18 protein-coding genes are annotated in these 19,188 nt (G+C 42.2%); 11 read left to right on the top strand and 7 right to left on the bottom strand.

Features of this window, described 5'->3' with window-relative positions; genetic code table 11:
* Positions 1-106 precede the first annotated feature (106 nt).
* Complete coding sequence (locus tag AO498_RS16145) at positions 107-1,030, bottom strand: LysR family transcriptional regulator (protein WP_067549895.1); 924 nt, start codon at positions 1,028-1,030, stop codon at positions 107-109.
* An 86-nt stretch (positions 1,031-1,116) separates the two neighbouring features.
* On the opposite strand from AO498_RS16145, the gene AO498_RS16140 reads away from it, so the two are divergent.
* Positions 1,117-2,076, top strand: coding sequence for a sodium-dependent bicarbonate transport family permease (locus AO498_RS16140; protein WP_067549890.1), 960 nt, complete (start codon positions 1,117-1,119; stop codon positions 2,074-2,076).
* 13 nt (positions 2,077-2,089) lie between these two features.
* On the opposite strand, the gene AO498_RS16135 is transcribed toward AO498_RS16140, so the two are convergent.
* Both AO498_RS16135 and AO498_RS16130 read right to left on the bottom strand, forming a co-directional pair.
* Positions 2,090-2,491: a thiol-disulfide oxidoreductase DCC family protein gene (locus AO498_RS16135; RefSeq protein WP_067549889.1), complete on the bottom strand. Its 402-nt coding sequence runs from the start codon at positions 2,489-2,491 to the stop codon at positions 2,090-2,092.
* Positions 2,488-5,265 (bottom strand): T9SS type B sorting domain-containing protein, encoded by a 2,778-nt coding sequence (locus AO498_RS16130; protein WP_067549888.1) that lies wholly within the window; start codon positions 5,263-5,265, stop codon positions 2,488-2,490. The genes AO498_RS16135 and AO498_RS16130 overlap by 4 nt, the downstream gene beginning before the upstream one ends.
* Before the next feature lie 453 nt (positions 5,266-5,718).
* On the opposite strand from AO498_RS16130, the gene AO498_RS16125 reads away from it, so the two are divergent.
* The 6 genes from AO498_RS16125 to AO498_RS16100 all read left to right on the top strand — a co-directional run bounded on the left by AO498_RS16125 (position 5,719) and on the right by AO498_RS16100 (position 12,264).
* Positions 5,719-6,399, top strand: coding sequence for a succinate dehydrogenase cytochrome b subunit (locus AO498_RS16125; RefSeq protein WP_067549886.1), 681 nt, complete (start codon positions 5,719-5,721; stop codon positions 6,397-6,399).
* A gap of 13 nt (positions 6,400-6,412) precedes the next feature.
* Positions 6,413-8,347 carry a fumarate reductase/succinate dehydrogenase flavoprotein subunit gene (locus AO498_RS16120; protein ID WP_067549884.1) on the top strand — a complete coding sequence of 645 codons (1,935 nt, stop codon included), beginning with the start codon at positions 6,413-6,415 and terminating at the stop codon, positions 8,345-8,347.
* A 29-nt stretch (positions 8,348-8,376) separates the two neighbouring features.
* Complete coding sequence (locus AO498_RS16115; protein WP_067549882.1) at positions 8,377-9,126, top strand: succinate dehydrogenase/fumarate reductase iron-sulfur subunit; 750 nt, start codon at positions 8,377-8,379, stop codon at positions 9,124-9,126.
* Positions 9,127-9,318: 192 nt separating this feature from the next.
* The gene (locus AO498_RS16110; protein WP_067549880.1) at positions 9,319-10,752 is read left to right on the top strand and encodes a sodium:solute symporter family protein; all 1,434 of its coding nucleotides are present in this window, start codon (positions 9,319-9,321) and stop codon (positions 10,750-10,752) included.
* The gene (locus AO498_RS16105) at positions 10,749-11,192 is read left to right on the top strand and encodes a GNAT family N-acetyltransferase (RefSeq protein ID WP_067549878.1); all 444 of its coding nucleotides are present in this window, start codon (positions 10,749-10,751) and stop codon (positions 11,190-11,192) included. Before AO498_RS16110 ends, AO498_RS16105 begins: the two co-directional genes overlap by 4 nt.
* Before the next feature lies 1 nt (position 11,193).
* Complete coding sequence (locus AO498_RS16100) at positions 11,194-12,264, top strand: alanine racemase (protein ID WP_067549877.1); 1,071 nt, start codon at positions 11,194-11,196, stop codon at positions 12,262-12,264.
* Position 12,265: 1 nt separating this feature from the next.
* Here the strand turns inward: AO498_RS16100 and AO498_RS16095 are convergent, their stop codons facing one another.
* From AO498_RS16095 to AO498_RS16085, 3 genes are all read right to left on the bottom strand, one after another.
* Positions 12,266-13,360 carry an SO2930 family diheme c-type cytochrome gene (locus tag AO498_RS16095; protein ID WP_067549875.1) on the bottom strand — a complete coding sequence of 365 codons (1,095 nt, stop codon included), beginning with the start codon at positions 13,358-13,360 and terminating at the stop codon, positions 12,266-12,268.
* Positions 13,361-13,371: 11 nt separating this feature from the next.
* Positions 13,372-14,670 carry a parallel beta-helix domain-containing protein gene (locus AO498_RS16090; protein WP_067549874.1) on the bottom strand — a complete coding sequence of 433 codons (1,299 nt, stop codon included), beginning with the start codon at positions 14,668-14,670 and terminating at the stop codon, positions 13,372-13,374.
* A gap of 75 nt (positions 14,671-14,745) precedes the next feature.
* Positions 14,746-15,303, bottom strand: coding sequence for a Crp/Fnr family transcriptional regulator (locus AO498_RS16085; protein WP_236778612.1), 558 nt, complete (start codon positions 15,301-15,303; stop codon positions 14,746-14,748).
* Positions 15,304-15,382: 79 nt separating this feature from the next.
* Between AO498_RS16085 and AO498_RS16080 the strand changes: the two genes are divergently transcribed.
* A complete protein-coding gene (locus AO498_RS16080; RefSeq protein WP_067549871.1) occupies positions 15,383-15,943 on the top strand; it encodes a porin family protein in 561 nt (186 codons plus the stop codon).
* 46 nt (positions 15,944-15,989) lie between these two features.
* Here the strand turns inward: AO498_RS16080 and ruvC are convergent, their stop codons facing one another.
* Positions 15,990-16,565 (bottom strand): crossover junction endodeoxyribonuclease RuvC, encoded by a 576-nt coding sequence (ruvC, locus tag AO498_RS16075; protein WP_067549870.1) that lies wholly within the window; start codon positions 16,563-16,565, stop codon positions 15,990-15,992.
* 20 nt (positions 16,566-16,585) lie between these two features.
* Here ruvC and AO498_RS16070 point away from each other — a divergent pair, with 20 nt between their 5' ends.
* The 3 genes from AO498_RS16070 to AO498_RS16060 are packed head-to-tail and all read left to right on the top strand — an operon-like array spanning position 16,586 to position 19,186.
* Positions 16,586-17,725, top strand: a complete 1,140-nt coding sequence (locus AO498_RS16070) for a glycosyltransferase (protein WP_067549868.1) — start codon at positions 16,586-16,588, stop codon at positions 17,723-17,725.
* The gene (locus AO498_RS16065) at positions 17,722-17,973 is read left to right on the top strand and encodes a hypothetical protein (protein ID WP_067549866.1); all 252 of its coding nucleotides are present in this window, start codon (positions 17,722-17,724) and stop codon (positions 17,971-17,973) included. The genes AO498_RS16070 and AO498_RS16065 overlap by 4 nt, the downstream gene beginning before the upstream one ends.
* Position 17,974: 1 nt before the next feature.
* Entirely contained in the window at positions 17,975-19,186 is a 1,212-nt protein-coding gene (locus AO498_RS16060; protein ID WP_067549865.1) for a PP2C family protein-serine/threonine phosphatase, read from the top strand.
* Positions 19,187-19,188 lie beyond the last annotated feature (2 nt).

The raw sequence follows: 19,188 nt of genomic DNA, 5'->3' as shown, positions 1-19,188 counted from the left end.
CTCTTCCAAGTTGAATTAAACACTTGCAATTGGAGTTGATTTCTAGCGCTTGATTTTTTCAAAGGCACAAATATAGGCCTTTTTTCAAAGCTGGAATTTCTTCTGATTAGAGATCCAAGCCCGGGAAATGTTCATGAAGTATGGTGTCTCTGTTTTCGTTCACCCAGCGAATGAAGGCCTTGACGGCTGGATTATGGTTTTTTTGCTTTAACCAAATCAATTTCCAATCTGCGACCAAAGGCAAATTTGGATAAGTCAAAATGGCAATGCGCTTGTCTTTGAGTTCTTGAGTCATGGAAAAATTGGAAATCACGGAAGCTCCGAGGCCAGCCATAACGGCTTGTTTGACAGCTTCGTTTGTTGCCAACTCCATTTTACTATTGATGATTATATCGCGGTCTTGGAAAAAGGTTTCCATCATGGTTCGCGTACCTGAACCTTTTTCCCGAAGGACAAATGGGATTTTTGCCCAATTTCCGGATTCGATGTAGGCTTGGTATTCGGTTGCCTTTTCAGGAGCACAGACGAGATACCATTTATTAGAAGCTAAAGTGACACTCTCCAGATCCAAGTCATCTGGCCAGAGAGATACTAAAGCTAGGTCGGTAGAGTTTTCCTGAAGGTGAGCTAACACCGTAAACCGATTTGAAACCTCTAGGCTGATATCCACATGTGGATGAATTTTGGTGAAATCCGCCATTAGATATGGGATAATATATTTCCCAGTAGAAACTGCCGAAATTCGGATTTTACCTCCCAACAAGCCCTTGAGCTCCAGCATTCGGTTTTCGATTTGATTGAGTTCTTCAAAAATCCGATCAGCAGTTGACACCAGCTCTTGACCAAACTCCGTGATATGGATTTTTTTTCCGATGATCTCAGTAAGCGGAACATTGAATTGCTCCTGAAGATTTTTCAATTGGATGGAGACTGCCGGTTGGGTCATATCCATTGCTTCAGCAGCTTTGGTGATGCTCTGATACTTTGCGACTGCCTGTAGTGCCTTGAGTTGCTGGAAAGATATATTCATAAATTTTTTTAATTTCAAAATTGATACGGATTAAAAAAAATTATGTTTTTCTTTTTTGAGATGGAAATGGAAAGGATATTTGCGCCATGGATTTTCAAATACTGATCAATAATTTGACGAATCCCAGCCTGTTATTCTTTGTGTTGGGAATTATCGCGGTACGAATCAAAAGCGATTTAGAAATCCCCGGGACAAGTGCCAAATTTATTGCATTGTATTTAATGTTGTCTATTGGATTTAAAGGTGGACAAGAACTTTCTCATAGTGAATTTGGGTCTGAGATCATTTGGGCCTTACTTTTTGGAGTAGGACTTTCAGCTGGAGTTCCGATATATACCTTTTATATTCTTAGAAAAAGATTAGGAGTAGCTAACGCGTCAGCCGTTGCAGCTGCCTATGGGTCTATTTCGGCGGTAACCTTTGTGGCAGCCGTTTCATTTTTGGACATGCAGGGAGTTACTTTTGGAGGTCATATGGTGGCAGTGATGGCACTGATGGAGGCTCCAGCGATAATTACAGGGGTGATTTTACTTCAAAAATATTCTGATAAAGGACCAGTGGGAGGACTTAAGTCTATCCTTCATCATGCTTTGACCAATGGTTCCGTGCTATTGATTTTAGGCAGTTTGCTGATTGGATTAATTGCTGATGAGCGTCAAGCTGAAGGGATCAAGCCTTTCGTTACGGATATTTTTAAGGGTTTTCTGGCTGTTTTTTTATTGGATATGGGGATCAGAAGTGGGAAAAAGCTCAAGACATTCTTCAAATACGGTTACTTCTCCACCCTCTTTGCAGTGGCAGTTCCACTTATAAACGGTTGTACAGTTGCAGTCCTTACGCATTGGATAGCTCCTGCGGCAGGCGATCGTTTAATTTTCTCTATCCTTGCAGCCTCCGCTTCTTATATTGCAGTCCCTGCAGCAATGAAACTTGCCAATCCAGATGCTGATGAAGGATTATATGTGCCCATGGCATTAGCGATCACTTTCCCCTTCAATATCACCTTTGGGATGCCTTTCTTTTGGATGATTATCCAATATTTCTAAAGCTTAGAATCTCCTAAACCAAAAACTTTTCTTTTTCCTCGGGGGAAGGAAGTCGACAGGTTTCTTTTTTTCCAAACCAACGGTATCGGTTTTTTCCAATCCAGTCGTAAATGGGATCTCTCAAGCCTTTGGGTAAAAAAATCAAGGGATATAAAATTGGCCAGATACCGCTCAAGTCCTTGGCAATTTTGAGTGCTCCAGTACTTTTAAAAAAGGCCTGTCCATTTTCTATGAGAATCAGGGAATCAAAATATTCTTCTGGAATTTGATGGGCTTCTTTCAGTTTTCGGCCCGCTTCACTTTGCAATGCCCCTACTAAGAAGCGATTATGTTTGTCTCTTTTAAGAACAAAATCGATGGAAGCATTGCAAAGCGAACAGACACCATCAAATAGAATGATGGACTTTCGGTTCATCGAAGAATTTGAATTGTACCCTTAAGCTCGCGCTCTTGCTGACTAGGATCAAGGACATCAAAGAAGACCTTACCCGAATAGAAATAGGTGCCTACTGGTAATTCGTTGCCGTTTTTATCCCGTCCATTCCAACGGATAAAGACATCATTTTCATTCGACTCCAAGCTATTGTATCGGAATACCTCCACGCCCCATCTGTTGACGATGAAAAGTTCTACTCCAGTTACAAATCTTGGACATTCAGAAAATGGATTGTCGAACGCGGAGAAGGTATCATTGATTCCGTCACCGTTCGGTGTAAATGCATTCGGAAGGTTATAGGATGGACAATTGTCCACACAAACCACATTGCTTGGCTCACTTTCGTTACCTGAGCGATCTACTGCCGTGATGTAATAACATCCGCGATAGGTCGGTAGATTGGTAAGGGTAGCTTGAAGTTGTAGAGACGAATATTCTCCAACCAAGGTGAATTCCCCTTCTTCTCCTTCGGAGGTGAAGTATAATTTAAATCCACTCAACTCGTCATCACAGTTGCCACTGAAATCTGGAACCCAGCTCAATTCATGTTCAAATGAGGAACTATTGCAAGGCTGATCGGCAACATAGGCGGCACATTCTGGCCCTTCAAAAGTCAAAACAGGAGGACAAGGAAGACGGTTGTCATCGGGTTTAGCGCAAATGATCTGAGACTTATTTTCCAATGGATAGATTAAGCCTTCTACATTGTATGCTCCCTTGGTAATGACATAGTAGCAGTACTCAATTTCTTTCACTAAAGGAACTCCGTTAAAGCTTCCATCATCCAAATAAGAGAATCCGTTTTGGGTGACGTCTACCTCAGCTATTTTCACGAAAGTGTCTGCGTCAGCAACCTCTGCATCGGTCCGATTTCGATAGACTTCGTGTTTGTATTCACCGATTTGATTGTTCCAAGGAACGGTAAACGTCCAGTTCAATTCGATGGCTTCATTGATAATGGTTGGCTCCAATCGGACGCTGGATGCGGAAGAGGAGGTGTCAATTTTTGTTCCTTGATCCAATAGCACCACTTTGTAATTGTAAACCAGATTTTCGGTATTCAAACCGGTATCTGTAAATAAGGTATCAGAAGTGATTCCAAGGGAAACTCGATTTTGGGTACCCGTGAATCCCTCACTTCTCAATAGTTCATAGGTGTATGGACCTGGAAATTGAGTTTTGTCAATGTCATAAGGAGGCGTCCACTTTACGAAAATTTCTCCTTCGATGGCATCGGTCGCTTCTACACTAACATTCGTCAAAATTGGCACGTCCACATCTATAGTAATGCAGATTTCTTCGGATACGACGCTTTCTCCGAGTCTTGGTTCAGGATAAGCAGCCACCAAGCGGTAACAATAGGTATTGCCTGGGGCTAATCCTTCACCACCATTTAGGTCAGTAAAACTGAAGGTCTCCATATCGGTGATTCCAACTAATTCATAACCAGGACGAATGCCAGTTTCGCAGGAGTCGGGCACATAAGGGTCCGAATTAATTCTTCGCCAGATCTGCATTTCTTTTGCAGAATTTGCGCAGACATAAGGATCCCAATTGAGCTCAACTGTTCGACCTTGCATTTGAGTGAGTTCATCCCAAACAGGTGGAGGGCCAATTACTTTTATCCTCCAGGTTTTAATGTCCACCAAAGCAGGTCCTGATCGAGGTTGGTCAGTGATTCGAACCCGAACCTCGTATTCACGGGCACGGACGTGATTACAGACAGTTTGCCAAGAGAAATTAACAATACCAGGCTGAGGTTGAAACTCACTGATCGGACTGTAAGTCGCTTTATTATTGTCGATTTGAAGTGGCTCTCCAAAGACCTCGATTTTGATAGGATCACCATCTGGATCCGATCCTTGGATGATTTCCTCAATCAAAGTGCCTGCTTCTACACAAATGTCATCAGGCAAAATAAGCTCAGGACGCTTGTTGTTGGAGTTTTCGATGATGATTTGCATATCACGGACTACATATCCGATCTGCACCCATTCACCTTCCAACTTTCGATATTCCTTAATTTTAAAGGCCACGTTAAACTGGCCTGCTGTCCCTGGGGCGTCCCAGACTAAATCCCCAAAAATTTCATCAATTGAAAATAATGCACCGGGAGCTCCTGACTCTTGATTGAAGCTAAATTCAGAGACATTTGGGTCTCTGTAATTGTTTACCGGACGCTGAAAAGCCTGCTTCGGAATATCCAATTCATAAGCTAAGCTATCGCCATCGGGATCATAGGCTCCAGGATTGTGGATGAATCGCACATTTACCGCTCCATTGTCCACCGGAGGGATAGTCAAAACTGGAGAATTGTTAATGCCTATAAAAGGGTCGATGGTAATTTTGGTCTCTACATAAAAAGGTGTGTCAACCGAATTATCCATGTTCAAGGTCAAATCATTCCGGTTAAATTCCTGAAATCGAATCGTATACTCTCCGGGACCTTGGAAGGTGTGTGTGATTACAAACGTGTTTTTTTCAATTTGATTTCCTAAAGGCTCCACTAGGAAAATATCACTTTCAGTATTTAGCTGTACCTCGCGACCATCTCCAAAATTGACCAATCCAGGTCCAAAATCAACACTTGATCGGGTGTCAGTGTAGCCTACTACAGTAATCCGGTAGGTGAGTGTTTGGACCGAAATTCGTTCGGCAATAATCTCACCCGCTCGAATATGTGTTGCCCATGCTGAAGAAATGCCAGCTAATAAGAATGTAAAAAATAGTCCGACGGAGATTTTTAGCTTCATTTTATCAAACTTAATCAGTTTCTATTCTAACAACTTTCAAAAACCAGTATGGTTAACGAAAAGTGCTTCGCTTTTGGTTTTTAGCGTATACGAAATAAATGGAAGTAAGTAGAATTTTAGAGGATTTTCAAACAATAAAAATAAACACCCTGTTTGAAATTCAAATTTGAAGCTGAAAAGGGTCTGTTTTGAGAGGCAATTCCTGGCAAAAAAGGTAAAGTCTTAGAAATCAATCGGTATGGATTGTAAGATCATAGACAACAATCTTTAGATTTTGAATTCATTAAAATCATTGTCCAGTTGAATGAAAATGAGTAAGCAAATCTATTTATTTAGAACCTTTTAAAATAAGTAAATGGAATTCGATTGCATTGTTTGCTACACTATCCCCATGTAAATTTGGCGGCGTTTAAAAGCAAAAACAGTTCGTTCTTAACTAATCGATAAACTTGTATGAGTTGGGTTACAAAAACCTTGAATAGTACCCTTGGGAGAAAGTTGTTAATGGCCGTGACCGGTCTCTTTCTCATTCTGTTCCTTACAGGCCACGTTTCAGGTAACTTACTCCTGTTCAGAGGTGATGGAGGAGAGGCATTTAATATGTATGCCAAATTTATGACCACCAATCCTGCAGTGAAGATTTTGTCGTATTTGACATATCTCTCTGTATTGGCTCACGTGGTTTACTCTATCGCCCTTTCTCAGCGCAATAAATCAGCGAGACCAGTGGCTTATTCTACCACCAATGCTTCTCCAAAGGTGTCATGGGCATCTAGAAACATGGGGGTATTGGGAACAATTATTTTAGTGTTCTTGGTAGTTCACCTTCAGGGATTCTGGGCGAAGATGCATTTCGCCGAAATGCCAATAGTAACCATCGGAGGGGAAGAATACAAAGACCTTTTCACAATCGTTCAAGCTGCTTTCCAGCAAGAGTGGTTGGTCGCACTCTATGTAATCGCGATGGGATTCCTTGGATTTCATTTGTCTCATGGATTCGCATCTGCATTTCAGACTTTAGGTTTGAATCACAAGAAATACTCTCCTGCAATCAAGGCAATTGGTAATTTCTATTGCATCGTAGTGCCGGCTTTGTTTGCATCGATGCCTTTGTACATTTATTTCACTAGCTAATCCATAGTCCCGTATGATACTAGATTCCAAAATTCCTGCTGGTCCTTTGGCAGAAAAATGGACTAAGCACAAGTTTAACAGCAAGCTGGTCAATCCGGCAAACAAAAGAAAGTACGATGTAATCGTGGTGGGTACAGGGTTGGCAGGAGCTTCGGCTGCCGCTTCCTTGGCTGAGTTGGGGTATAATGTGAAGGCCTTTTGTTTCCAGGATAGCCCTAGAAGAGCGCATTCAATCGCGGCTCAGGGTGGAATCAATGCTGCTAAAAACTACCAAAACGACGGTGACTCGATTTATCGATTGTTCTACGATACTATCAAAGGTGGTGACTACCGAGCTCGTGAGGCCAATGTATACCGGCTAGCTGAAGTATCGGTCAATATCATTGACCAGTGCGTGGCTCAAGGTGTACCATTTGCAAGAGAGTACGGTGGACTACTTGCTAACCGATCCTTCGGTGGTGCTCAGGTGTCCAGAACGTTTTATGCACGTGGCCAAACTGGACAGCAATTGCTTTTGGGAGCTTACTCAGCTCTCAGCAGACAAGTAGCAAATGGAAAAGTGAAATTGTACCCACGAACTGAAATGATGGACGTGGTTGTGATTGATGGACATGCTCGTGGTATCGTAACTCGAAACTTGGTGACTGGTGCGGTAGAAACCCATGCAGCTCACGCAGTTTTATTGTGTACTGGAGGATATGGAAACGTGTTTTTCCTTTCAACCAATGCAATGGGATCTAACGTTACCGCTGCTTGGAGAGCTCATAAGCGTGGAGCTTACTTTGCTAATCCGTGTTTCACTCAAATTCACCCAACTTGTATTCCAGTGTCTGGGGATCATCAGTCTAAATTGACGTTGATGTCCGAATCACTTCGAAATGATGGTAGAGTTTGGGTGCCTAAAACAGTCGAAACAGCTGAAAAACTAAGAAAAGGTCAAATTTCAGCAAACGATATCAAAGACGAGGATCGCGACTATTTCTTGGAAAGAAAATACCCATCATTTGGTAACCTTGTGCCTCGTGACGTGGCTTCTCGAAATGCAAAATATGTTTGTGATGAAGGTCGAGGCGTGAATGAAACAGGTGAAGCTGTGTTCCTGGACTTCCGAGATGCAATCATCCGTGATAGCGAAAGTGTGATTCGTGCGAAGTATGGCAACCTTTTCGATATGTACATGCAGATCACGGGAGAAAATCCATACAAGGTTCCAATGAAGATTTATCCTGCCGTGCATTATACCATGGGCGGTCTTTGGGTAGATTATAATTTGATGACTACAGTGCCAGGTCTTTATGCTCTTGGAGAGGCTAACTTCTCTGATCACGGAGCGAATAGACTTGGAGCTTCTGCTTTGATGCAAGGTCTTGCTGACGGATACTTTGTAATCCCTTATACCTTAGGTGACTATTTGGCTCAAACACCTCCGACCAAAGTGGATGGCTCTCATCCTGAATTTGCCAAGGTAAAGGGTGAAGTTCAAGATCGAATCCAAAAGTTGTTGGGCATCAATGGTTCTAAATCTGTGGATTATTTCCATAAGAAACTCGGAAAAATCATGTGGAATGAGTGCGGAATGGCTCGAACAGCAGAAGGCTTACAAAAAGCCAAAGCTGAAATTCAAGCGCTACGTGCAGAGTTCTGGAAGGACGTGAGGGTTCTTGGTGAAAATGAAGAACTTAATCAGTCTTTGGAAAAAGCACACCGTGTAGCTGATTTCCTAGAGTTGGGAGAGTTGATGGTGGATGATGCACTAAACAGAAACGAATCCTGTGGTGGTCACTTCCGTGAAGAATACCAAACTCCAGAAGGTGAAGCTCTTCGTGATGACGAAAACTATGCATACGTCGCAGCTTGGAAATATACCGGTGACAACCAGCCTGAGGAGCTAAATAAGGAGAACTTGGTGTTTGAAAATGTCAAACTTACTCAGCGTTCTTACAAATAATCAGTTCGAATTCATAGACAACTAGCGATATGAAAATCACACTTAAAGTTTGGAGACAAAAAAATGCGGCAGATAAAGGTGGTTTTGCTACCTATCCTGTAGACGGAGTTTCCAAAGACATGTCCTTCTTAGAAATGATGGACGTGCTAAATGAACAACTTACCGAAAAAGGAGAAGATCCGGTGCACTTTGACCATGATTGCCGTGAAGGTATTTGTGGAATGTGTTCCTTATATATTAATGGGAAACCTCATGGTCCATTACAAACGACGACTTGCCAGTTGCACATGCGTTCGTTTAACGATGGAGAGACTATCACCATTGAACCATGGAGAGCGAAGGCTTTCCCAGTAATCAAGGACTTGGTGGTGGATCGATCTGCATTTGATCGAATCATTCAGGCGGGTGGTTATGTCTCTGTAAATACGGGGGGTGTGCCTGATGCCAACGAGATTCCGATTCCAAAGAAAATCGCTGACGAGGCTTTCGATGCTGCGACTTGTATTGGTTGTGGTGCTTGCGTAGCTGCTTGTAAAAATGCTTCAGCTATGCTCTTTACCTCAGCAAAAATTTCTCAGTTGGCACTATTGCCTCAAGGACAAGTTGAGCGTAAGGATCGTGCTGAGAAAATGATTGCCCAAATGGATGCCGAAGGGTTTGGTGCTTGTACAAACACTGGGGCTTGTGAGGCAGAGTGTCCAAAAGGAATTTCTTTGACCAATATTGCACGAATGAACCGCGAGTACTTCTCAGCAGTAGTGAGCAGTGAAAATGTTTAATTAAATACCTTTTTCAATTTGATAAAGCCAAGCCAAAAGCTTGGCTTTATTTTTTTTTCACTTTTTTCAGTTGTATTTGGATATTTTGATCAGTTTTTCAATTAAACGCAATAAAATTGGGTTTTTAAGCTCATTTTATTAACTTTGAAAAATTATATTCTAAATAAAATTTGTTAAATAATAGAAAAAGGAATGCATTTTATAGATCTGGGGATCTTCATACTTTATATGGTTGCGATGTTGGGAGTAGGGTATTTTTTCATGCAGAAGAACTCCGGTCAAGATGATTACTATGTAGGGGGAAGATCGATCGGAAGTTGGCATATCGGTCTTTCGGTCGTCGCCACAGATGTCGGAGGTGGATTCTCCATTGGGCTTGGAGGACTTGGGTTTGCTATGGGGATTTCGGGTTCATGGATGCTTTTTACAGGACTAATTGGTGCATGGCTCGCAGCGGTATTGTTGATTCCTAAAGTGAAATCCAATCCGGCATTTGCTCGATTTTTTACTTTTCCGCAGATCATCGGGCATTTATTTGGATCACGAGCTGCTCAGGTTGCTGCATTTATCTGTTTTTTGGGATACTTAGGGTTTACTTCCTCTCAGTTTTTGGCAGGAGCCAAACTGGCCTCAGGGACATTTCCTTCTTTGGAACTTGAATCAGCACTCTGGATCATGGGTATGATAGCCGTCATCTATACGGTTATGGGTGGATTGAAGGCGGTGATCTATACAGATACTATTCAATGGATCATATTGCTTTTGGGACTTTCTTTAATTGGACTGCCGATGGCGTATTCGTTTGTTGGGGGTTGGGAAGGAATCGTCTCTACGCTTCCTCCCGAATTTTTCTCCTTGACGGAGTTGTCTTGGCAAGACCTGGTCAACTGGGGGATAACAATTATTCCCATTTGGTTTGTGGGAATGACGTTATACCAACGAATTTTTGCAGCAAAAGACACACGTTCTGCCCAGAAAGCCTGGTTTATAGCTGGACTTTTTGAATGGCCTTTGATGGCCTTTTTGGGTGTTTCATTGGGGTTATTGGCACGTGTCGCAGTAGAGCAAGGAATTTTACTTCATTTTTCTGCTCAATTAGATCCTGAAATGGGACTCCCGGTATTATTGAGTCAAATTTTGCCTCCAGGACTATTAGGCCTGATGATGTCGGCTTACTTTTCTGCTGTTCTTTCCACCGCAGATTCCTGTTTGATGGCTGCATCTGGAAATTTCACCACTGATTTGTTGAGTCGATGGTTTCCGAATCTTACTTCCCAGAAAGAAATCCTAGTAAGTCAATTTATGACCTTGCTCATTGGAATTCTAGCGGTAGCATTGGCATGGCAAATGACAGAGGTGCTTAGCCTTATGCTTTATTCGTATGCTTTTATGGTCTCTGGCTTATTGATCCCAGTCCTTGCTGGCTTATTTTTCAATCAGCGTAATGAAACTGCAGCAGTTTGTGCTATGATTTCTGGGGGTACGGTCACCGCCGGATTGTCATTTTCTAAAATTTCTTTACCCTTCGGCTTAGACCCCAATCTATTCGGAATCCTTTCGGCAGCCTTGGCTTTTGGCATCGTAACTTATTTTCAAAAATTTCTAAACCAACAAAAAACTAGATGATAAAACTTGAAACTCTCTCCGCAATTGATTCGGCTACCTTTCTGCAGAAAAGTGAAATCGCTGACTTTTTACATCTCCATTTGGGCAAGTTTGGGGATCCCAAAGAGGATATTATGAAGTGTTTGGATTATGCACTTGATCCAGGACTCCATGCGGGGGGCTTTGTGATTTTGGCTCGCGAAAACCATCAAATCGTCGGTGCATTAGTCATGAATAAAACGGGTATGTCGAGTTACATCCCTGAAAATATCCTGGTTTACATCGCCGTGGATGAAAAGCAGCGAGGTAAGGGAATTGGGAGTAAACTGATGGATTTAGCCATCAAAATGGCCAACGGGGGAATTGCACTTCATGTCGAGCCTGATAATCCTGCCAGAAAACTGTATGAGCGATTGGGCTTTACCAATAAATATCTTGAAATGCGATTGACCCGAAAATAAGATGGCAGTACTGACTTTAAACAAGCAAAAACTCAGTGAAAACTTCCGCTTTTTGCAAGATTTATTTGAGACCTATTCCGTTAGCTGGGGAGTAGTTTCCAAGCTACTTTGTGGGAATAAGCTTTTTCTTCAGGAGCTTTTAGACCTAGGAATTAAGGAGGTTCACGATAGTCGGATTTCTAATTTGGCCATGGTAAAGCGTCTAAAGAAAGACGTGCAAACGGTCTATATCAAGCCTGTTTCAAAAAAGAATGTGTCCAAAATGGTGGAATTCGCCGATGTGAGCCTCAATAGCGAATTAGAAACGATCCGAATGATCAGTGAGGAAGCAGGAAAGCAAGGTAAAATCCATAAAATCATTATTATGGTGGAAACGGGTGATCTTCGTGAAGGGGTCATGGGGGATTCGTTGGTGGATTTTTATGCCGAGGTATTCGAACTGCCCCATATTCAGGTCATAGGCTTGGGGACAAATCTCAATTGCCTCAATGGAGTGATGCCGAGTACGGATAAATTGATCCAGCTTTCTTTGTACAAGCAGATTATTGAACTCAAGTTTGGGCGCGAGATTCCATGGCTTTCCGCGGGTACTTCGGTGACTATTCCTCTTATGATTAACCATCAACTTCCCCAGGGGATCAATCATTATCGGGTAGGGGAAACGCTTTATTTTGGGGTGGATCTGTTTGAGGAAAAGGTCTTGGAAGGGATGCATGGGGATGTGTTTCAGCTTGAAGCAGAGATCATCGAACTCCAAGAGAAGCCGATGGTTCCAATTGGAGTTTTGGCAAGTAATCCTCGTGGAGAAGTGACTGAAATCGATGAATCTTTGTATGGAAAAACGGCATATCGAGCGATTGTTGACGTGGGCCTTTTGGATGTTGATCCCAAATACCTATTACCAAATGATCCGGAATTAGAATTATTAGGAGCTAGTTCAGATATGCTAATTCTTAATCTGGGAGCAAATCACCAAGGGTATGCAATGGGCGGCACAGTAACATTCAGCCTCAAATACATGGGTGCTTTATCCTTGCTCAATTCCAACTACATCGAAAAACGAGTGGTGTAGGTTATTTTAAAGTGGAAATCCAAGCTTTGATCAATTCTACACCTTCTTGGTGGACGGTGGTTCTGCCGATTTCAGGCATAGCAACCCCCACTTCGGTCGAGTTCATGCGATGAATCATAATGGACTCTTCGGGTTGTCCGGGCTCTATATCAAAAGTGAAGCTCCCTGCTCCTTTTCCCGCGGCTACGGGTGTTTTTTTGATCCCAAGTTTCAATCGATCACGTTGGTCAAAGGTGAGGAACAAGCCAGATGTACTTGCCGGTCCTTCGGGTCGATGGCAATGTGCACAGTTTATGTCCAAATAGGCCATGGCTCGATCAGGTAAGGCTTGATGCTCGTCTTGGTAGTTGACCAAAGCACGAATTTCTCTCAGTTGATCGGCATTACCTTCTAATTTCCCTTCTGCTATCCAGTAGGCAAGCTGATTAATTCTTTTTCCTCCAAATTCCCCCTCGTAATTGAGATGCTTCGGTTGAATTCCGATGGGAGCAAGCTCTTCATTCGAATTATGACAGCTTTTACATTGGTTTTTGTTGGGGATTACATAATTGATGACTTGGTCTTTTCCTTTTTCATCGACAAAATGAACCTCGGTAGATCCGCCTGCAATTTTGAGGATGGCATCCGTTTGTTCCTCGTTCCAGACATAGGGGTAGGCAAACCAACCTTTTTCCTCATGAATGAAAAGCCGGGTTTCAATGATTCGGCGCTTTCCTTCCGGCTTATTCATTTCTTCTGGATAATAGAAGTTTTTGACTAGAATTGAGCCTTCAGGAAGTTGGATCTCGGAGGATGTTAAAACTGCTTTTTTTCCCTCTGGAATGTATACGTACCTGGATTTGCGCGCATAATCCGTGAAAAGGGAAGAAGCCGGGGCATAAAAGAGAAGCTCCTCGCTCGGTTGAAGTAGATGCATTTCTCCCTCAAAAAATCCATAGGTGGATAATCTACGATAGGGAAATGATCCATTCGCTTCTTCCGGCGCCAATGCTCGAGAACTAACAGGAGTTGTCTTTATTTCATCCTTGCTTTGGCAGGCATAACTCAAAAGAGAGAGCAAGATTACAGCGGCAATTCCTACAAAAATTCGATTCATAGTGTGAAATATTACTTGGCTTGAGCGAGCATGTTTACATTGGTTTGCACGGTAACGCTGCAATTTTGGAATTTTTCAAAATCTGAAAAGGATTCGATATGCTCTTCTCCTTCCATGAGGTAAAATCTGGTAAAGCGAAGGTTTTCCATGTTTTCACTGATACAGATTTTCATGGGATTAGAATCGATGCTTGAAGAAATAGATTCATCCCAAATGCCGTCGTAAATGATGTCTTGACCCTTTCCAAACCCGTGGGCATTGTACACACTGATTAATTTTCCCAATTCTCTGGAAAAATCCGGAAGGCTAAAGCCTTTTCTCAAATAGGTGTTGTCATGCACAAACACGCTGGAGGTGTAGGGAGACCAATTGGGAGCCTCAGCCGGAAATCCAGTGACTTGATAGCTCGCGATTGAGATTCCGGCAGTCTTGTTATGCTCAATTTTGTTGTTGAAAATTTCAACCTCCTTTGCTGCTAAAAGTACAATACCCGATCCAGGTGGAATCATGGTCACAGTGTTTCCATTTGGATCTTCTCCGAGTGGGGTGGCAAAGTTTTTATGGTTGTTTTCGAACACGTGATTGTCGTAAATCTTGGTGGCTTTTCCATCACTTTTCGGGAGACCTGGTAAGTTGAATACCAAGATTCCACCTGAGTTATGTCGCACAGTATTTCCAAAAACCTCTGCATTGTCGCAGTTTTCGATTTCAATTCCAGCTACATTTCCAAAAGCCAGAGAGTTTTTAACCACGATGTTTTCGGATTGTCCAACATAAATGCCCGCATCTTTGGAGTGCGAAGCGATGCACTCCTCGATCAGGACATTTTTGCATTGAACAGGATAGATGGCGTAGGTTCCGTTTTTGGATTTTTCTCCATTAGTCCACGTGACATTAATCCTTCTGAAGGTGATTCCATCGGTATGCTGAGATTTGATGCCATCCCCGGGAGCGTCTTCGATGGTGAAATCTTCAAGGATAATATCTCGACCTACAATCTTAACTCCCTCGCCCCCTGAGCTTAGGTTTCTAAATGAGAGGACTGTTTTGTCCATTCCTGCTCCTTTGATTTTGACTGCTGTTTTGTTGTCTAGAATCAGTTGGGTTTGAATATCAAAAAATCCCTCTGGCAAGGTAATCGTGCTCGAGTCTTCGGCAAGAATAAATGATTCTACAAGCTGCTCTACTTCTTCTTCAGAGGCCCGATTGAGTAACGAAGAATCGTAGGTTTGTTCGGTTGTTTCAAATCCGCAGCTTTGGATCATACTGACCAAAGCAAGGAATAACAGGTGCAGGTAATTGGGTTTCATAAGGGCTGGGTTTTCCTAACGTAGTCGGGAAGTTATTGATGATGAGTCAAAAACCCTTTGATCTAGATCAAAAAATCAAATTTTACCCCGAATTCGGCTAAGCGTTTCGATACTCATGTCCAAATAGGAGGCGATCTGTCCAACTGCTGCCTTTTGGATAATTTTGGGTCGAGTTTCAAGTAGTTCTAAATAGCGATCTCTTGCTGATTTGAACTTTACAGAAAGAATTTGCTCTTCCAATTGAATGTAATATTGCTCGAGAATTTTTCGATAAACACGCTCGATCATCGGGAATTCATCAAAAAGGCCCATCAAGTCAGTGTAGGAAATTTTCCCAATCCGACTTTTTTCCATAGGCTCAATGAGTTCGTGTGAATTTTTTCGCGTAATAAAAGAATGCATAGAAGTGGCAATTTCCTGTTCGAGCGCAAAAGAAATGGTGATGTCTCGATTATCCCGTAGATGAAAGCTTCGTAATGATCCCTCAAGGACAAAAAATAAGAAATCACAAATTTCCCCTTCATTTTGAAGCAATTCGCCACGTTCTACGGTGATGATTTGAAGCTTTTTCAAAAATGCTTCTTTTGATTTTTGATCTAATTCAGGAAATTGGTTAAGTAGAAGTAGTGGCATTTCCATTCTTTATAGGAGAAAGATGCTAGGAAATTGCTTTCCTGCGTTAGTTTTACACCATTAAACTTAGAAAGAATTTATGAGAAAGATTTTAATCTTGGTTTTCGTCTTTGGGCTTTCCTTGGGAGTAGCTCAGGCTCAATTTGGAGTACGGGCTGGCTTTAATTCTGCCAACTTTTCGGACACAAATTTTGATGCAAAAAGTGGATTCCATTTTGGTGCTTATTATACCGCAGAGGGAACCTTTGTGTCAGTGGAACCGGGAATGTTTTTCTCCAAAAAGGGCTATCAAGGGGAAGAGCTCGGAACAGGAAGAATGGTGGATGAAAACTTGTCCTATCTTGATATTCCGGTGTTGTTGAGGTTGAATATTCTGCCTTCTGTAAATGTATTCGCAGGTCCTCAAGCTTCCCTTTTACTGGCTAGAGAATACCAGTTGGGAGATGATATTTCTAATTCCACCGATGTGATTCGAGGCTATGATTTGGGAGGTGTAGTAGGTGCGCAAGCCCGACTTCCATTTGGGGTTAATGTTCAGGCGAACTTTGATTTTGGACTGAGCTCCCTGAATTACTTCAATACCCCAGTGAAAAATCAGGTTTTCAAGTTGTCCTTGGGATATACACTTGGAGGAAATTAATCCTCCAACGGTTTGAAATAAAAATTCCAGCTCAAAAGGCTGGGATTTATTTTTTGATGCGGTTGGGATTTTCTTCAATGAACGATTTCCAGCCTTCAGTTCGTCCACGTGTTTGGATTCGTCCTTCATGAAAATGATGACATAGAGCTACAGCAAGTGCATCCGTCGCATCCAAGAGTTTAGGAAGTTCTGCAATGCCTAGAAGAGTTTGAAGCATAGCGGCTACTTGTTCCTTGGAAGCGTTTCCATTACCCGTGACTGATTGCTTGACTTTTTTGGGAGAATATTCTGTGATCGGGATTTCGCGGGAAAGTGCCGCCGCCATAGCAACCCCTTGAGCGCGACCGAGTTTGAGCATTGATTGTACGTTAGCTCCGTAAAATGGGGCTTCCAAAGCGACCGAATCCGGGGTAAATTCCTCAATGATCCCACTGATTCGTTCAAAAATTTTTTTAAGCTTCAGTTCGTGAGTTTCGTATTTTTTGAGGTGTATCACACCAAATTGCAGGAGTTTGTAAGTTTTCCCTTGGGTGAGAATCAAGCCATAGCCCATCACTGTGGTACCAGGGTCAATGCCTAGGATAATCTTTTCTTTCGCGGGTTTTTCTTGTACTTTGGTCACCTGCGCAAGTTAGGTAAAAGATGATCAGTTTCTACCTTTTTGGAGGTGTAGTGTATGCAGTGCTATTGGTTTTACTGGCTCAAAGTTGGCCAAAGAAAAAACTTGAAAAGCCTCAAAGGGCTGAAAGGAAAAGCATTTCCCTAGTTATTCCTTTTCGAAATGAACAAGCAAATGGGGTAAGTCTTGGAAAGCAACTAGCACTTATTCATCAGCATGTTACGGAGATTGTTTTGGTGGATGATCAAAGTACAGATAGTTCTTATTCTCTTTTTGAATCTTTTCTCGGACAGATCCCCAACCTAAAACTTCTCAAGAGTCCGGGGATTGGGAAAAAAGCTGCCTTGGACTTTGGGATCAGTCATTCGAAGGAGAAATTTATAGTGACTTCGGATGCTGACTGTGAATTTTCAGCTACTTGGTTGGAGGCATTGACGAACCCTTTTTCAAATCAAAAAGTGCAATTGGTTGCGGGTCCTGTAATGACCATGGCTCGAGATGGAAATCTGTTCGCCAAATTTCAGCAAATCGAGTGGGCGAGTATTCTTTTGGTTACTCAGTTTTCATTTCAGAAGTCAAATCCTTTGATGTGCAGTGGTGCAAATTTGGCTTTTCGAAGAGTGGCTTTTGAGGAGGTTGGGGGCTATGAGGGATCATATCAGTTTTTGTCGGGCGATGATGCGTTTTTATTGGAAAAATTCTCAAGCCATTTTGGTAATGAATCCTGTGTGTATGTTCCCTTTCGCGAAGCGTTGGTCAGCACCACATCCCTTCATTTCTGGTCTGAATTGATTCAACAGCGAGTTCGCTGGTCGAGTAAATGGAATAAGCATGGAAAGAGGCATCAATTGACTGCAATTATTGCCGGGTTATTTCCAGCATTTTGGATAGGGAGTTTAGGTTTGCTGTTACTTGGGAAAGCGGGTATTGCAGGATTTTTGATCCTTTGGTTGTTGAAGTGGTTGGTAGATTTTTTGGCTTTGAGCCGGGTATTGGAAAGCTTAGAAATTCCTTGTTCCAAAACCGATTATTTACTGACAAGTCTCATGCATCCGCTTTATGTTTTACTTGTCATCTTTGGAGTGCTTCAGGGAAAATTCACTTGGAAAGAGAGGGACAATCGAAGTTTGCTTAATTTTAAGCCTAAAATAAAGTCAGCATGAGTGATTTGGAGTTTGATCTTTTGGACGAATTGTACTTTGTTCAGCCTTTTTCCTATCTAAAGAATGCCCTAGGGTGGGAGGATCGTCAAATCTTAGAAACACTCCGTTCGCTTTATCAAAAAGGGATGATCAAATGTCTAATTGGGCCAGATGAGGAACGATTCGATACTGTGGATATCTTGGAGGAGGGTGCATCACTTTTTTATTTAGCTACAAAAAAGGGCCTAATGGCTCACAATACCCTTTAATGTGAAAGAACAAGAATTTAAATACCAACGGAAAGAGTTGGAGTTAAAAGCTCTTTTGGAAATCACCCAGGCGATCAATGAAAATCAGTCGGAATCCGTCTTGGTGAATATTTTCAAATTTACCTGTCTGGTCCATTTGGAACTGAAGTCTCTGGTTCTTTATGTTTTTAAAGAGGGGCAGTTTGAGCAAAAAATAGCCCATGGTGTAAAGTATAAAATTCCCTCCTCGCTTGCTTTAGATCAGGTAAAAGATCAAAAAGAGACCGGGCAAATGTCCATTCAATTGCCGGATGGGTATTCTTTTGAAGAGTTGGAAACCTACTTGCCGGTATACCACAAGAATTCCATGTTGGCGATTCTTTTTTTGAAACGGAAGCATGTCGCTCAGGAACTGGATTTGGACTTTACACAAGCTTTGACCAATATTTTGGTTGTGGCCTTGGAAAATAAACGCTTTGCCCGAAAACAACTGGAACAGGAGGTATTGAATAGAGAAGTGGCAATCGCTTCCCAGGTTCAACAGATGTTGTTTCCATCCACACTTCCTGAAAATGGAAGAATAAAGGCGAAAGTCACCTATTTCCCGCATAGTATGGTGGGAGGGGACTATTACGATCTGATTCAGAAAAGTGAAGACACAATTTACTTCTGTATCGCAGATGTCTCTGGTAAAGGAATCGCCGCCGCACTATTGATGTCTAATTTCCAAGCGGCATTACGAACCTTGCTTCGAAGTGATGCTTCCTTGGAGACCATCGTAAGACAATTGAATTACACCTTGTTTGATAATACCAAAGGAGAACGATTCATTACCTTTTTTCTAGGGGAATATCGTTTTTCGACTCAGACATTACGATTTATTAATGCGGGCCATAATCCTCCTATCTTATGTCGAGAGGATTCGATGCAAGGGGAAACCTTGGAGGCAGGAACCACAATACTCGGCGCATTTGAAGAGTTACCTTTTATGGAAGTGGGGTCTAGGACAAACTTGGGGAAATTTATGATTCACCTTTATACCGATGGCCTAACCGAAACGATCAATCCCAACGAGGAAGAATTTGGCGAGGATAGATTTCGGGCATTTGCAGAAGGAAATATTTGCATGGATCCAGATATGTTTCATCGAAACTTTCTGGAAGAAATCAACAAGTTTTCCAAAGATCAACCACTCAGAGACGATCTCACTTTGCTGAGTTTGCGGATAGCTTAAGC

It is taken from the genome of Algoriphagus sanaruensis, from assembly GCF_001593605.1.
In the GTDB taxonomy this organism is placed as follows: Bacteria; Bacteroidota; Bacteroidia; order Cytophagales; family Cyclobacteriaceae; genus Algoriphagus; species Algoriphagus sanaruensis.
The sequence above is the reverse complement of the archived record's forward strand: the minus strand, read 5'-3'. Positions and strand labels throughout refer to the sequence as shown.